This is a genomic window from Gardnerella sp. c23Ub_4 (assembly GCF_055804115.1).
Genome location: NZ_JANUYO010000002.1, coordinates 195,980 through 209,970, shown reverse-complemented (window position 1 = coordinate 209,970; position 13,991 = coordinate 195,980). Strand labels below are relative to the sequence as shown.

At 35.9% G+C, this 13,991-nt stretch carries 11 protein-coding genes; 8 read left to right on the top strand and 3 right to left on the bottom strand.

Annotation, left to right across the window (positions count from 1 at the left end; translation table 11 throughout):
• Positions 1 to 6: 6 nt before the first annotated feature.
• From NYP67_RS05475 to NYP67_RS05460, 4 genes are all read left to right on the top strand, one after another.
• Positions 7 to 990, top strand: a complete 984-nt coding sequence (locus NYP67_RS05475) for a nucleoside hydrolase (RefSeq protein WP_032813262.1) — start codon at positions 7 to 9, stop codon at positions 988 to 990.
• An 80-nt stretch (positions 991 to 1,070) separates the two neighbouring features.
• Positions 1,071 to 1,784 carry an HAD family hydrolase gene (locus NYP67_RS05470; RefSeq protein WP_346284303.1) on the top strand — a complete coding sequence of 238 codons (714 nt, stop codon included), beginning with the start codon at positions 1,071 to 1,073 and terminating at the stop codon, positions 1,782 to 1,784.
• A 2-nt stretch (positions 1,785 to 1,786) separates the two neighbouring features.
• Positions 1,787 to 2,992, top strand: a complete 1,206-nt coding sequence (locus NYP67_RS05465; protein ID WP_346284304.1) for an iron-containing alcohol dehydrogenase — start codon at positions 1,787 to 1,789, stop codon at positions 2,990 to 2,992.
• 160 nt (positions 2,993 to 3,152) lie between these two features.
• A complete protein-coding gene (locus NYP67_RS05460) occupies positions 3,153 to 4,598 on the top strand; it encodes an MFS transporter (RefSeq protein WP_415680950.1) in 1,446 nt (481 codons plus the stop codon).
• Between the two features lie 458 nt (positions 4,599 to 5,056).
• Here the strand turns inward: NYP67_RS05460 and NYP67_RS05455 are convergent, their stop codons facing one another.
• From NYP67_RS05455 to NYP67_RS05445, 3 genes are all read right to left on the bottom strand, one after another.
• On the bottom strand, positions 5,057 to 6,241 hold the full coding sequence (locus tag NYP67_RS05455) for an SGNH/GDSL hydrolase family protein (protein WP_415697453.1): 1,185 nt from the start codon (positions 6,239 to 6,241) through the stop codon (positions 5,057 to 5,059).
• An 84-nt stretch (positions 6,242 to 6,325) separates the two neighbouring features.
• Positions 6,326 to 8,356, bottom strand: coding sequence for a family 20 glycosylhydrolase (locus NYP67_RS05450; RefSeq protein WP_415680509.1), 2,031 nt, complete (start codon positions 8,354 to 8,356; stop codon positions 6,326 to 6,328).
• Between the two features lie 101 nt (positions 8,357 to 8,457).
• Positions 8,458 to 9,597: an ROK family protein gene (locus NYP67_RS05445; protein ID WP_415680510.1), complete on the bottom strand. Its 1,140-nt coding sequence runs from the start codon at positions 9,595 to 9,597 to the stop codon at positions 8,458 to 8,460.
• A 278-nt stretch (positions 9,598 to 9,875) separates the two neighbouring features.
• Between NYP67_RS05445 and NYP67_RS05440 the strand changes: the two genes are divergently transcribed.
• The 4 genes from NYP67_RS05440 (at position 9,876) to NYP67_RS05425 (ending at position 13,991) form a co-directional block, all read left to right on the top strand.
• Entirely contained in the window at positions 9,876 to 10,829 is a 954-nt protein-coding gene (locus NYP67_RS05440; RefSeq protein WP_415680511.1) for an ROK family protein, read from the top strand.
• 75 nt (positions 10,830 to 10,904) lie between these two features.
• On the top strand, positions 10,905 to 12,188 hold the full coding sequence (locus tag NYP67_RS05435; protein ID WP_016785565.1) for an ABC transporter substrate-binding protein: 1,284 nt from the start codon (positions 10,905 to 10,907) through the stop codon (positions 12,186 to 12,188).
• Positions 12,188 to 13,159, top strand: coding sequence for a carbohydrate ABC transporter permease (locus tag NYP67_RS05430; RefSeq protein WP_415680512.1), 972 nt, complete (start codon positions 12,188 to 12,190; stop codon positions 13,157 to 13,159). Before NYP67_RS05435 ends, NYP67_RS05430 begins: the two co-directional genes overlap by 1 nt.
• Positions 13,149 to 13,991 (top strand): carbohydrate ABC transporter permease, encoded by an 843-nt coding sequence (locus tag NYP67_RS05425; RefSeq protein ID WP_102704738.1) that lies wholly within the window; start codon positions 13,149 to 13,151, stop codon positions 13,989 to 13,991. Before NYP67_RS05430 ends, NYP67_RS05425 begins: the two co-directional genes overlap by 11 nt.

Sequence of the window (13,991 nt, the reverse complement as noted above, 5' to 3'; positions counted from 1 at the left end):
TTAATAATGAGTAATAAAAAGAAAGTAATTTTGGATTGTGATCCAGGTCATGATGATGCATTTGGAATAATGATTGCGGTTAAGCATCTTAATGTTCTAGGGATTACAACAATTGGCGGCAATAGCCCATTAGAAAATGTTACGACTAATGCAATTAAAATTCTTGAAGTTTTAGGCGAGGCAGATAATATTGGTGTTTACCCTGGGCATAGCTGTCCTATGGTTGCGCCTCTTGTTACTGCGCCTCAATTCCACGGTGTTACTGGTCTAGATGGTCCAGTTCTTCCAGATCCTGTTCATAAGCCACAGAATAAGCATGCTGTAGATTTTATTGTTGATACAGTTATGAGCACAGATGATGTAACTCTTATAGCTACAGGTCCGTTAACAAACATAGCATCTGCAATAAATAGAGAACCTAGAATTGTTGATAGAGTCAAAGAAATATGCATCATGGGTGGGTCTGTTACTTTTGGAAATTGGACTCCATCGGCAGAATTCAATATTTTTGTTGATCCAGAAGCAGCATCTAGAGTGTTTAATTCTGGAATTCATGTAAAAATGACTGGAATTAATTTAACTCGTCAATGCGATCTTAAAGCAGAGCATGTTGCTAAATTTAGGCAAATTGGAACAAAAGCAGCAATGTTAGCTGCTGATTTAACTGAATTCTTTATAGGAACATGTGCTGAAGAAACAAATCTAACAGGCGCAACAATGCATGATGCTTGTGCTGTAACATGGGTTGCTTTCCCTGAACTTATTAAGGCTGTGCCAATGCATATTGACGTTGAGCTTGATGGAAAGCTAACAAGAGGAATGACTGTATGTGATTACAGACATCTACGTGGCGAAAATCCAGCTGTTGATTTAGAGCGTACTCCAACTATGGAGCCAAGAGGTAAGGAACCTAACGCAGAAGCAGCTCTTGAGCTAGATTTCCCTGGATTTGTAGATATGCTTTACAAGACTCTTGAAAGTTATAACTAATTTAGTTTTAGAAACAGTATTAAGAAACGCTATTTATAAATATTGTTCATTATTAACAATCTATAAAGAAAGGGCTTGGGGTGAGGTATAAATTAATCCTTTGGGATTTTGATGGAACCATAGCCAGTACAAGCGAAGACGTGTGGCGTTCCATAAACTATGCCGCATGTGCTTGTGGGTCTAAGCTTCCTGAAGGATTTATATCTAATAGTTCTAATTTGAGTAAGTCAACATTAGAAATATTTAAGTGCCTCATCCCATATCCTGGATTTGAATTTTATAAAAAATTCGATTCAGATATTAGTAATCATTATAGGAATTTAAATAATTTTCATAGTACGCACATGTATGCGGGCATTGCTCGGCTTATTTTGAAACTTAAAAAATGCGGAGTAATAAATGCAATAGTTACGAATAAGCCATTGGATGCATTGGAAAAGATTTTGAATATAAAAAAATGGATTGAGCTATTCGACAGTTGGATTTCTCCAGATTCTTTGTATTCTGAATCGAAAGTTTATATGAGCAAGAAAGAAATGATTTCTTTAATGATTAGTAAATATAATATTAGCCCTTTTGATTGTGTATATATTGGAGATTCCTATAGCGACGTTGAGTCTTCTAGAGAAAATTGTGTTGATTGTATTGCTGTATCTTATGGAGACGGTGAAATCTCTGCATTGAAGTTGGCCAGGCCAAAGTATTTAGCTAATTGCGTAAATGACATTTCTTCAGTTCTATTTTCTTCTTATATTGCAAATGAAGAAAGAAACTCTTTGCTGGAGGTTCAGTAATCATGATTAATAATTTTGATCTTTGCATTGGAACTAAGTTTGTGTTTGGCAGGAATGCTCAATGTAAAGTTGGAAAAGAATTAAAAGATAGAGGTATATCCAAGGTTCTTCTTCATTATGATGGGGGAGAATACCTTTCACATATTCTTTTTGATATTAAAAATAGTTTGCATAAATACAATATTGATTTTGTTGATCTTGGTGGAGTTGAGCCAAATCCTAAGCTATCGCTAGTTAGAAAAGGTATTGAAGTTGTAAAAAATAATTGCATTGATGGCATCGTTGCAATTGGAGGTGGTTCGGTAATTGATTCTTCTAAAGCTATAGGTATTGGAGCTGCTGGTAATTGTGATGTATGGGATTATTTTACTGGGTTTGAGAAAGTAAAGTCTAGTTTGCCAGTGTTTTCTGTGCTTACTTTGCCTGCGTCGGGTAGTGAATCAAGCAAAGTAGTGGTTATAAATAATGACTCTGAGCATCTTAAGCTGCTTATATCTAATACAATAGTCAGACCTGTTGTTGCTTTTATGAATCCAGAACTAACTCTTAGCGTTCCAGCATATCCAACAGCATGCGGAATAGTAGACATGTTTAGTCATATTTGCGAAAGATATTTTAGCGATGATAACGATTTTGGGGTAGTGGATTCCATGTGTGAAGGTGTTTTGCGCACTCTAATTTCCATAGGTCCGCGCTGTTTGGAAAATCTGGAAAACTATGATTTGCGTGCGCAGATTATGTGGATTTCAACAATTGCTCAGAATAATACTTTTAGTATTGGTCGCAATGAAGATTGGTCTACGCATACGTTAGCGAATGAGATTAGTGCTCTATATAACACTCCTCATGGTGCAACATTATCTATAATCATGTGTTCATGGATGAAGGTTGCTTCTAGCAAGAATGCTAAGAGATTTGCTAGATACGCAAAAGAAGTGTTTGGCATTTCTACTGAAGCAAATGTTAGCACTGTAGATAGTGAATCTTATTTAGCAAATAAGGGAATTTTGGAAACTGAAAAGTTTTTCAAATCCTTAGGTATGCCTACGAGTTTTGAAGATGCGGGTTTGCCGAAAGATGGAATCGATAAGATGCTGAGTCAAATTGAGTTCTTTGGTGAAGATAATTCTATAGGTTCTGTTGCAAGGCTAAATCCAGATGATTGTAAAAAAATATATCAGCTTTCTATGCATAGGGAAATCTGTTAGAAAATTCGTTTTTTAGTGGGTTATTGCTGATTTAGCTGATTTATAAGTAAATGTTGTTGACATAAGTCAAATGAAGATTTGTGCCAGCGATGCTGCGTCAAAAATATAGGCGTGGTAAAAATATTCCATTTAATTGGAAGAATAGAAGAAAGGAATAGCCATGACTAAAGTTGAAGTCAGTGAGCGAACTAATGGCATTCCAGTTCCTGAAGAGGGAACTGAAGAGTTCGCAAAAATGAATAAAATGGCAAAAGTTGCAATTCCTGTTGTGCTCGCTATTTTTACTCTTGGCGTCTTGCAGCAGCAGGCTTTTGGAATGATTTACGTAAATATTGGAGACCAGCTAAAACAAGCAAACCTTGCTCCATTAATCACGTCTTTGCCAGGAATTGTCTTGGGTATTGTGTGCGTTATTTATGGTTCGCTTGGTGATTTTGTGTCGCTAAAGAAAATGATGACATTAGGAACTGTTGTGTTTGTTGCTGCATCGGTTCTTGGATGCTTTGGTCATCTTAATATTTGGATTGTAATTATTGCTAGGATTTTACAATCTGCTGGATGGCAAGTTTCTGGCTCTATATTCTTGGTGCTGGTTTCTAAGTATGTAGAAAAGGAGAAGCGAGTTATTTGGTACGGAATATTTGTTGCAGTATTCCGTGCTGCTGCCGCTTTGGGTGTATTCCTTGCGGGATATATGACCTTAGTTGATTGGAGAATTCTGTTTGGCATTGGCGTGTTGGCAGTGTTCTTGCTGCCAGTATTGCGTAGGAATCTGCCAGATGAACATTGCAAGGGCGCAAGGATTGATGTTATTGGCTTTGCGCTTATAGGTCTATTTGCAGCATCTGTAACTATGTTCTTTACAGATATGAATTATTTCTGGCTTGCTGCTTGCGTGGTGACGTTAATCGCATTTGTTGTTTATATAAATAAGGCTAAGAACCCATTCATTACACCTAAGATGCTTACAAATCCAGCATTTGCAATGACTATGGTTGTAATCTTTGTTGGATACTTCTTTAGCTACACTTTGAATGCAGGATGCAATGCTATTGGATTAAATGTTTATAAGATTGATTCTTCCCAAGTGTCTAATTGGCTTGTTTGGTCAATCATTTTAGCTGCGATTATGGGATTTGTTGCTGGTCCTATTATTCAAAAGATTGGACGCAAAGCTTCGGTAATTCTTGCTCTTGCGTGCATGGGATGCGGCTTGATTGCAATAGCTATTTTGATTCCTGCAGGCCAGGTTTGGGCGCTTGCTGTTGCTCCGTGCATCTACTACTTTGGCACTTCGTTCTTCTACCAGCCAATTGTTGATACTGCAACTTTGACAGTAGAACCTGAAGAATCTGGTAGAGCTTTAGGATTTAATGATTTGCTTCAAGCTATTACTGGTTCGATTGGTGTATCTTTATTCGGACAGCTTATGGCCAATGGCTCGATGAGCGGAGGATCTATGTTTGGAACAGCAAGCGGCCTTGCTTCCACATATGCAAACGTGTTTATGATAGGCGGAATTATCGTTCTTGCAGCTATGGTTATTTTCATCTTCTCTATGAAGATGATTTATAGCCATTCGCACGTTGAGAAAGATGAGGCGTAGTAGAGTCAGGTATTGTAGTCAGGTATTTTAGTAAATAAATTATTTATTGCCGTATTTAACTGTAATTGTTAAATTGCAGAGTATTAGGCATTGTTGAAAATTTTAGAAAGGTTTATAAGCAATAAAAGCCGCAGTGGATTTTTCGTTGCGGCTTTTATTTTGTTGTTGAACACGCTGATTATAACTACAAAATGCGGAAGATTTGCGGTTTCATGTAGTGCGTTTTTGCGATGACATGCCTTGCGCTACGCTTTAAGTTCTCATGCAAGTAATTGTTCGCGCGGTCTAAGCGCGCGAACGTCTTCGCTTGCGTTGAAAGCACACTGTGCTTTCAACCTTAAGCAAGCTCAGCGCTCCGAATTACCTTTTCGCGCTACGCTTTAAGCGAAAAGGTAGGTCGTCGCGCAATCACACTACAGTTTTGTGTAATGCATACTTTCTTTTTTGATTGTCATCCTTTACATCAACTGTCTTATTTTATTAATTAAGATTTGCGCAGCATTTTTATGTGCTATTTTTCCAGGGTGACTGCATGCGCCAAGATTATTATCGCTAGTATTTTGTAATTCAATATAGAATATTTTCTTGTCGCTCGTTTTATTGCAGAAATCATTAATGGATTGTTTAATAAGATTCTCCAGCCTATTTCCAAGCATCCCATAGCACCAAATTATGGTTGAGTCTGGGTTAATATTTCTAACTGTTTCTAATAGGTTATTTACGCCGTTTTTAACTATCTTTGCAGACTCATTATCTAAGAAGTCATTTTCACTTGAGTTTAGAGCATTTTTATCTAAACTTAACTTGAATTTTTTATGCGTTTTCGGGTCTTCCCACTCGTTTGCAAGGCAAGCTGTGGCGTCGTTTGTTCCAAGATTTATAACAATAAAATCAGTGTTGATTACTGGTTTATAGCTATCGTTGCAACCAAATTCAATGTTTCTCCCTTGAGCAGGTTTACAAATTTTTGAGTATATATTTGTTAATGTGCAATTAGGATTATTTTCGCAGTTGCAAACTATTCCCCAGCCTGCTTGAGATATTACGCTAAAATCTGCATTTAATGCGTCTGACACTATTCTAGGGTATCCATTCCAAGCGCTAAAAATGGCAGAGCAATATTTCTGTATACTCGCATTCGCGCATGCTCCTTCTGCGCTTGTTATACTGTCTCCTATAAATTCAAGAGTTAAAGATGGTTTTTCTGGATTCCTAAAAGTTCCATCATATATGACTTTTTCTATAACAAAAGTTTGAGTCGGGTCTTCGTGCATAAACTGTGTTTCTTTTAGCAAACGTATTTTATGATATTTATTATCTTCTAAATCGTTAGACAATTGAATTAAGTTAACGCCATTGTTAAGTGCTTGTTTGCTTATTTGGCACCCATCTATGTCTACGCTTACCCAAGGTTCATATTGTGTGTAAGATGACTCAATTACAACTTTTAGTGAGTTTCCTGAATACAAAAATTCAACGCCGCTTCCAGTCCAATAAGTTGAATAGTATTTTTTGCTTCCACAAGGATTTTTTACATGATTATATCTTCCTAAAACTCTATGTTTTACATCGAATATGTTGGATATTTTTAATCCAGAGTCTAGAATTGCTTGTTCGTTGATTGAGAAGTTTGTGTTATTCATAAAAGCCTTCATCTTATATTTATAATTTTCATAAAATAGTCATCGGATAATAAATAGTAATAAAAAGTAATAAAAGTAATATATTTAATTGGCATTTTTTAGTAGCCAATCTATGTGCCAATCAAAAACTGGTCGAATCCTGTACAAGTCTGCAGATTTTCCTATAGAATTCCACCTATTTGCATATTGAATAAACCAATTGTTTATAGTCTGTACAAAGTAAGCTACTTGGTCTTTGCTTATTTTATTGCTGCTATTTGAATATTCTGCGCTTGCGTTAAGAATATACAATCCAAGGCTATTAAGTATTTGCTGGCCTTGAATACTTAAAATTGTTGTGTTTATAAAGTCTTTATTTATTCTTTCTTTGAGTGTGTAGCATTTGGAGCAAGAGTACGTTTTATAAAGATCATTTATGCATTTGTACAATGTGTTGTTGTATTTTTCTGCATTTAATATTTGTTGATTTCTATCAGTCAAAAACTGTTTTCTTGCTTCTTTTAGAGATATGTCTTTTTTGAATCCTAATAAGAATAAAACATCTTTGTTTGAATTGCCATTATCATCAAGCTCTTTAAATTGCACCGCGTCTGACCAGCTAAATGCTTGTGAGTGTGATGCTTCTTGAAGAATATTGCATAATTGAGGGCAAGCATTATCGGTAAGAATATTGCTTATATTTTTTAATAAGGTATTTAGCGAATTGATATCTGCAAAATCGTGTTCTACATTGTTTTTACTTATCTTGCTAGATCCCCATGAGTATTGAGCAGTCATAATCAAATAAGGCAAAGAGAGAATTGGGTCATTTATATGACCATAATCTCCCCAGTCTGTGAGTAATAATCCACAAGCGTTATTTTTGTGAGCATATTTACACATTTTAGATATGTTGCTAACTGCGCAATCAAAGTCTGGTATTAGTCGATTCCAAGTTTGTGTTCCAGGGCATACGTATTGCTGTGCGTTTTGATTATGTATTAATTTAACACTATCTTCTGTAACGTTTGCTGCATAATTCCAGTTTGCAAAAATAACATTTTTTGGAATGGCGCATAACATATTTGGATGTTTTAATGCAATATCTGCATACATTATTGGCTGTGATCCTATTTCTTGTAACGAATTGCATAATTTTTGAACGTAAGATGAATATAGGTTTGCTACGCCATCTTTTTGCGCAATTTCTTTGCTTTCTCCGCAGCCAAGATCAAAGGTTTCATCTGCGCCAATGTTGAATTTATTTGATCTAAATAATGCTGCATAATCTTTAATTCTTTTACTTATGAATGGTATTGTTTGTGGGTTTACAGGATTAAATGTGTGATGCAGCATTCTTTCTACAAAGCTAAACGGCCTTTGTGATTGGCTAGGGAATTCGCCAAGATTTTTATAAGACGGACTTCTTAAAACTTCGTACATATGACCAAAAGTTGCCATAGTAGGAACAAGCTCAATTCCTCGGTTGTAGCAATATTCGTCTAGTTCAATAATTTCACTGCATGTAAGTGGGGTATGCTTAATCCACGATTCAATAGTATTTTCTAAATCAATAGTATGCTCAACATAAAGCTGTAGTTGGTTATATTTGTATAAGCACAATTGATCTACCAAAATCTTTAGCCAAGAAAGCTTAGGTATTCTACCTCTTGAAACGTCGTAAGAGTATGCTCTGACTGGTATTTTTGGAAAGTCTTCAATTTCTATTAAAGGCATACTTGTTCCAAATTGTTTAATTAACTGTCTTATAGTTTGTATTGCAAAACAAATACTCTGAATGTCTTTAGCTTCTACAGTGATTATTGCACGATTTATTCTTGGTTGATTATTTGCTAATGACGTATAAATTTTATATTCTTGTGCGCGAAGATCCTTGTTTATTGATACATTTATGGCGCTTTTATAGCCATCTCCATAGCTAACATTCCAATCAAAATTAAATTGATTTTTTAAGTCTGCACATAACTGTTTTCCAGCAGTAGTAATTCTTGTATCTGGTTTAATATTTTTGAAACTAATATAGCTTGACTCTGGAAGAGTTATGGAGTCGTTTCCTGTAATTTTTAATTTTTGTGGATAAGGCACAAGTATTATTGTTGATTCTTTTATATCCATGATTAATGCTTCTTTGCTATTTTTGTTTAAGTTTTATCTTTTAATACATATTCAATATGATTAAAGATTTTTATTGGTAAATATTGGTATATTTTCGTATATTAAAGATGCATAATTCTGTTTTGAATAACAGAAATGCATTCTCCAATAAGAGTTATGTCGTTATTACACGTACAGCGTCTTACGGTGCACAAGTGTTTTGGATTATAAGGGCCGTACTCTTGTATGGCTTCTTCCGTGGCGCTTATAAAGACTTTGTTTACAATGTCGGATGGTCCATAAATAACAACATCTGTTAAGTCTAAAAGATTAATAGTTGTTGTAAGAGCTTTTCCTAAATAATGTCCAGCTTCTGTTAGTATGTCTATTCTTGCTTGATTAGATGTGAACATTTTTTTATGCAATATTTCTGCAGATATATATGTTTCTAAACATCCCTTTTTTCCACATGTGCAAGTTGGACCATTAGTGTCAACGGTTATATGACCGATTTCTCCTGCAGAATTGTTTATGCCAGTAATTATTGCGTCATTTATTAATATAGATGCTCCAACGCCTAGTGATAATTGTATAAATATAGTGTTTGATACTCCGTTGCCGAAAAATCTTTCTGCTAGAAGTGCGCTATTTGTATCGTGGTCAATAATAATAGGGCAGTCAAAATATTTGTTTAATTCTTCTTTAAGATTTATATTTTCCCACTGGAGGTTCAACGAACGTATGACTTTTCCATTGTTGTCTACAATTCCAGGAACAGCAATGCCTATTCCCAATATATTATTGTTTGATTGCTTTATAAGAGTTTGACACAATTCAACTATTTTGTCTGCGCTAACATCTGTGTTTTTGTATAGTGATATTTCTGATCGTTTTAATATATCTCCGCATAGGTTGAGGATTGCGCCTTGTATTAAGCATGGTTGAGAAATATCAATAGCTATAATATTCCAATAAGTTGCATCAACTTCTAGTAATGTTCCTCTTTTACCACGTTCTATTTTTGATTCATGCCCACTTTCTATAAGCATGTGGTCATCTAGCATTTCAGATACAACGGTAGAGATTGATGCTTTTGAAAGTTCTGTCTTTCTTACAAGCATTGCTCTAGAGAGTATTTGCTTTGGGAATAAATAATTGAATACTAGCATTCTATTATTTATTCTTGCGTCTGCGGGTATTGTTTTTTGAGAAACCGTCATCAGCTGATTTATCATCGACTGAGGTATTTGGGTATCTTCCATATTGCATCCCATCTTCAAGCCCTTTTATTTTTATATGTTACATATTATCAGATAAATATATAGTTTGGAACATATACTAAAAGATGTTTTTAGAAATTATTTTTTTGAATTTACGTTTTTTGTATTAATAAGTTATATTGCGAAACGCCTTTATTTTCAATGTTTTTTGATAAATATTATAAATGGTATTGCTTTTTTATTTTTTAGTGCAATAATTGTACTTAATCCAATAAATATGGACTTTACTTCAAGGTAGAGGTAATTGTAAGGAGTTTATTATGGCACTTGATTCGCCAATACGTATAGGTGTAGATGTTGGTGGCACAAAGGTGCTGTGTGCAGCTTTTGACACGCACAATAAGCCTATTGCGTATTCTCAAGTGTCTACTCATCAAGGAGAAAAAGAAATCGTTGATGAGGTGTGTAATCTCATATCAAAAGTGATTAAGCAAGTTAATAATATATATGGAAAGGAAGTTGATTTAAGTATCGGTATTGGAGTACCTGGATTAGTGAATCAAAACACTGGTTGCGTATGCGAATCGGTGAATTTGGGATCGCATAATCTAGATTTCAAATCTGAAATCTTAAATAGATTTGGAATAAATGCCTACATTGATAACGATGTTAATGCTGCAGCCTTTGGTGCATACCATTATTATGGAGCAAATTCAAGCAGTTTAGTGTTCTTGAATTTAGGCACTGGTGTTTCGGCAGGAGTAGTTATTAATGGGTTGCTTTTCCACGGTTCAACTGGGATTGCAGGAGAGATAGGACACATTGTTGCAGACAAAAATGGTGCAATGTGCCCATGCGGTCAGCGTGGGTGTGTAGAAACAATAATATCTGGAAGCGCTTTAGCGCAAATGTGGCCTACCAAAAATGGGTATCCTATTGCATCGTTGCTAAGAGAAGTCTCCAATAAAAATGAAAAGGCTGAAAAAGTCTGGCATAAATTCATATTCACGCTTGTAAGCACAATACAAATGCTTACAGTAACTTTTGACCCAAAAATTATTGTTATCGGCGGTGGCATAAGCAAGATAGGAACAATTTTATTAAAGGATATACAAAAAGTTATTGGTGAACTTGAGACAAAATCGCCATTTTTGTCCTCATTAAATATATCTAATCGTCTAGTGATTGCAGATCAAGAGGTGTTTTTTGGTGCGTTAGGAGCAGCTCTTATCGGCAATCACAATAACGATATAAAAAAGGAGGGAAATAATTAATTACATACATTTTCCAACTAGATATTGCTAATACGTAACTGTTAATACATAAATTGATTTCAAAGGAGAAACATTATGAATGCTATTGGTAAAGGTGTTATTGCTGGATGCGTCTCAATCGCAGCCGCACTATCGTTATGCGCATGCGGTTCTTCTGCAAATAATTCCGAATCTTCTACAGTATCGTTCCAAACTTGGAATCTTAAGAACGATACTTACACTCCATATTTTACAAAACTTATTAGTGAGTTTGAAAAAGAAAATCCTGGAGTAAAAGTCAAGTGGGTCGATCAGCCTGCAGAAAACTATGATTCAAAGTTGTCTACGGATGCCGCAGCTGGTCAATTGCCAGATATTGTAAATGTTAACGAACAGCAAGCATACAATCTTGCAAAGTCTGGAGCGTTGCTGAATCTTAGTAAAGAAGCTGCAGGAATGGCCAAGGACTATTTGCCTCAGGTTTGGGATGGATCTAAATTCTCGGGCAATGGTATTGACGAAGGAGTCTACGGATTCCCATGGTACTTAAATATTGATGTTGCTTATTTGAACAAGGATGTTTTTGCTAACTGCGGTCTAGACATTAATAAGCCGCCAAAAACCTACAATGATTTATTCGATCAGGCAAATACGGTTAATGAAAAATGCGGTGGTAAGAGCTACATGATTGCTGTTCCATACGTATTCCCTTCGCAATTTGAGGAATATGGTGTTAACTTCTTGAGTAAAGACAGGTCAAAGTTTACCTTTAACTCTAGCAAGGGTGTTGAGTATATTCAGCATTATGCAGATCTTTATAAGAAGGGTGCTATTCCTAAAGATGGAATGAATGCAAACATAATTAACGCAGAGAAACTATACTTCCAAGGAAACATAGCGTATATGCTTGATTCAACTTCATCTGTTGCCGCATTTAAGGCAAATGCTCCGCAAGTCTATAAGCAACTCGATGTAGCACCATTGGCAACAAACAAGAAGAATACGCTTAACCCAATGCTAATGGCAGTAAATTCTCAAACAAAGAATAAGAAAATGGCTCTGAAGCTCGCTAACTTCTTAACAAACAAGAAGAATCAAGTTGAGTTTTCTAAGAAGTCAAACACTTATCCTTCGGCAGCTGGCGCAATGGACGATCCATTCTTTAAGAGCATTGACGAATCTACTATAGAAGGCAAGGTTCTTAGAGTTGCTAAGGAAGAAATTGATAATGGTACTGTTGCAAACTTCCCACCAGAGATTTCCGATACTGACGGCGTAAACTATCTATCTCCTGAATTAACTCAGGCAATTCAAGGAGAAAAGGGAGTTAAAGAAGCGCTTGATAAAGCAGTTGCCGCACTAAACGACAGGTTAAAGTAATGATTTCTCCTATGAATAATCCACAAGCCGAGTCGGCAGTGAGTCGCAGTAATGCGGCTCCTGCCCCTCGGGGCATCTTCCGTAAAAAATTTAACGAAGATGGGTGCATATCTTGGTTATTTGTTCTGCCAGCTTTAATCATACTTATATTGTTTTGCATTTATCCGTTTATAAACACCATCTTAAGATCTTTTACAAACGCTAGAATGCTTATACCTGGGCACAATGTTGGATTTGCAAATTACGCAAAACTATTTGGCGATAGTCGTTTTGTAACTGCTATTTTCAATTCTGCTTTATACACAGTATGCGTTGTGCCATTTATGATTATTTTGCCTCTTATACTTGCTGCTTTGGTGAGTAAAGATTCAAAAATAATAGGATTCTTTAGAACAACCTACTACTTCCCAGTAGTGTTGTCTGCAGTGGTAATAGGGCTTATCTGGACTAACTTGCTCGATACAAGGGGATTAGTTAATTCCATTCTACAGATGATTCACGTAGTAACAGGGCCATTGCCATTCCTTACAGACAGATGGCTAACAATTTTTAGTGCAATGTTTGTAACAATATGGTTAGGTCTTGGATATTACATGATTATTTATTTAGCAGCTTTAGCTAACATAAATAAATCATTGTACGAAGCTGCAGATATAGACGGAGCTGGAATAATGCGCAAATTCTTCTGCATCACAGTACCAGGAGTTAGATCCACAATGACTCTAATAATGATGCTTTCGTCTGTAGCAGCATTCCGAGTGTTTAACGAGGTGTATGTAATTACTCGTGGTACAGGCGGAATAGGCGGAAAAGACATAACAATGACAATGCTGATTCAGCAAGAAGGAACAGGATTGAGCGCTCGCACTGGGTACGCTAGTGCAATAAGCGTTGTTCTGTTAATTATTGTTGGTTTTATAACAGTTATTCAGCAAATATTTGTTCACAGGGGTGCTGGAGATGAAAACTAATAACACTCATCGCGTTAGAATCGGAACGATAGTTCAATATTGCATTCTTGTATTAGTGTTCATATTGCTAGCTGGTCCATTAGTATGGGAAATTGCACTAGCATTTAAGGGCCCTAATGACAATGTTTTTGCAATGCCTCCGTATTTGATTCCGCATGATTTTACAGTGCAAAATTTTGTAAAAGCATTTAGAACAGTTCCTATACTTCACTATTTGTGCAATACCTTGATTGTTGTAGCAATGAATGTTTTGGGGAATATAATCGGATGCTCAATGGCTGGATATGCTTTTGGGTGCTTAAAGTTTAAGTTTAGTAAAATTGGTTATTTGCTTTTTGTTGCCGCAATCATCATGCCATGCGAAGGTATTCTTGTTTCTACATTCCTTCTAGTAAAAGGTATGGGATTAACTAATACTCTGTTTGGTTTGGCTTTGCCTGGTTTAATCGGCCCGTTAAACGTATTGCTTATGGTAAATGCGTTTAAATCTGTTCCGCAAGATTTACTAGAAGCTTCAAAAGTAGATGGAGCGAATATTTGGCAAAGATTCGTGTATGTAGCCTTGCCGCAGGTAAAAGGAACGCTTACTGTTATTGGAATATTATCATTTGTTGGAAGCTACAACGACTTCTTGTGGCCATTGGTTGCATTAAGCGATGACGATAAATATACGCTTACTGTTGGCTTGAATCGTTTACAAGGAACGTTCTATACGGATCCTAGATTAGTTGCGGCTGGTGCAATAATATCGCTTATTCCTATAGTTGTATTCTTTGCTTTATTCCAAAAGCATCTTTACAAAGGATTACAAGAAGGTGGGTTGAAAGGTTAA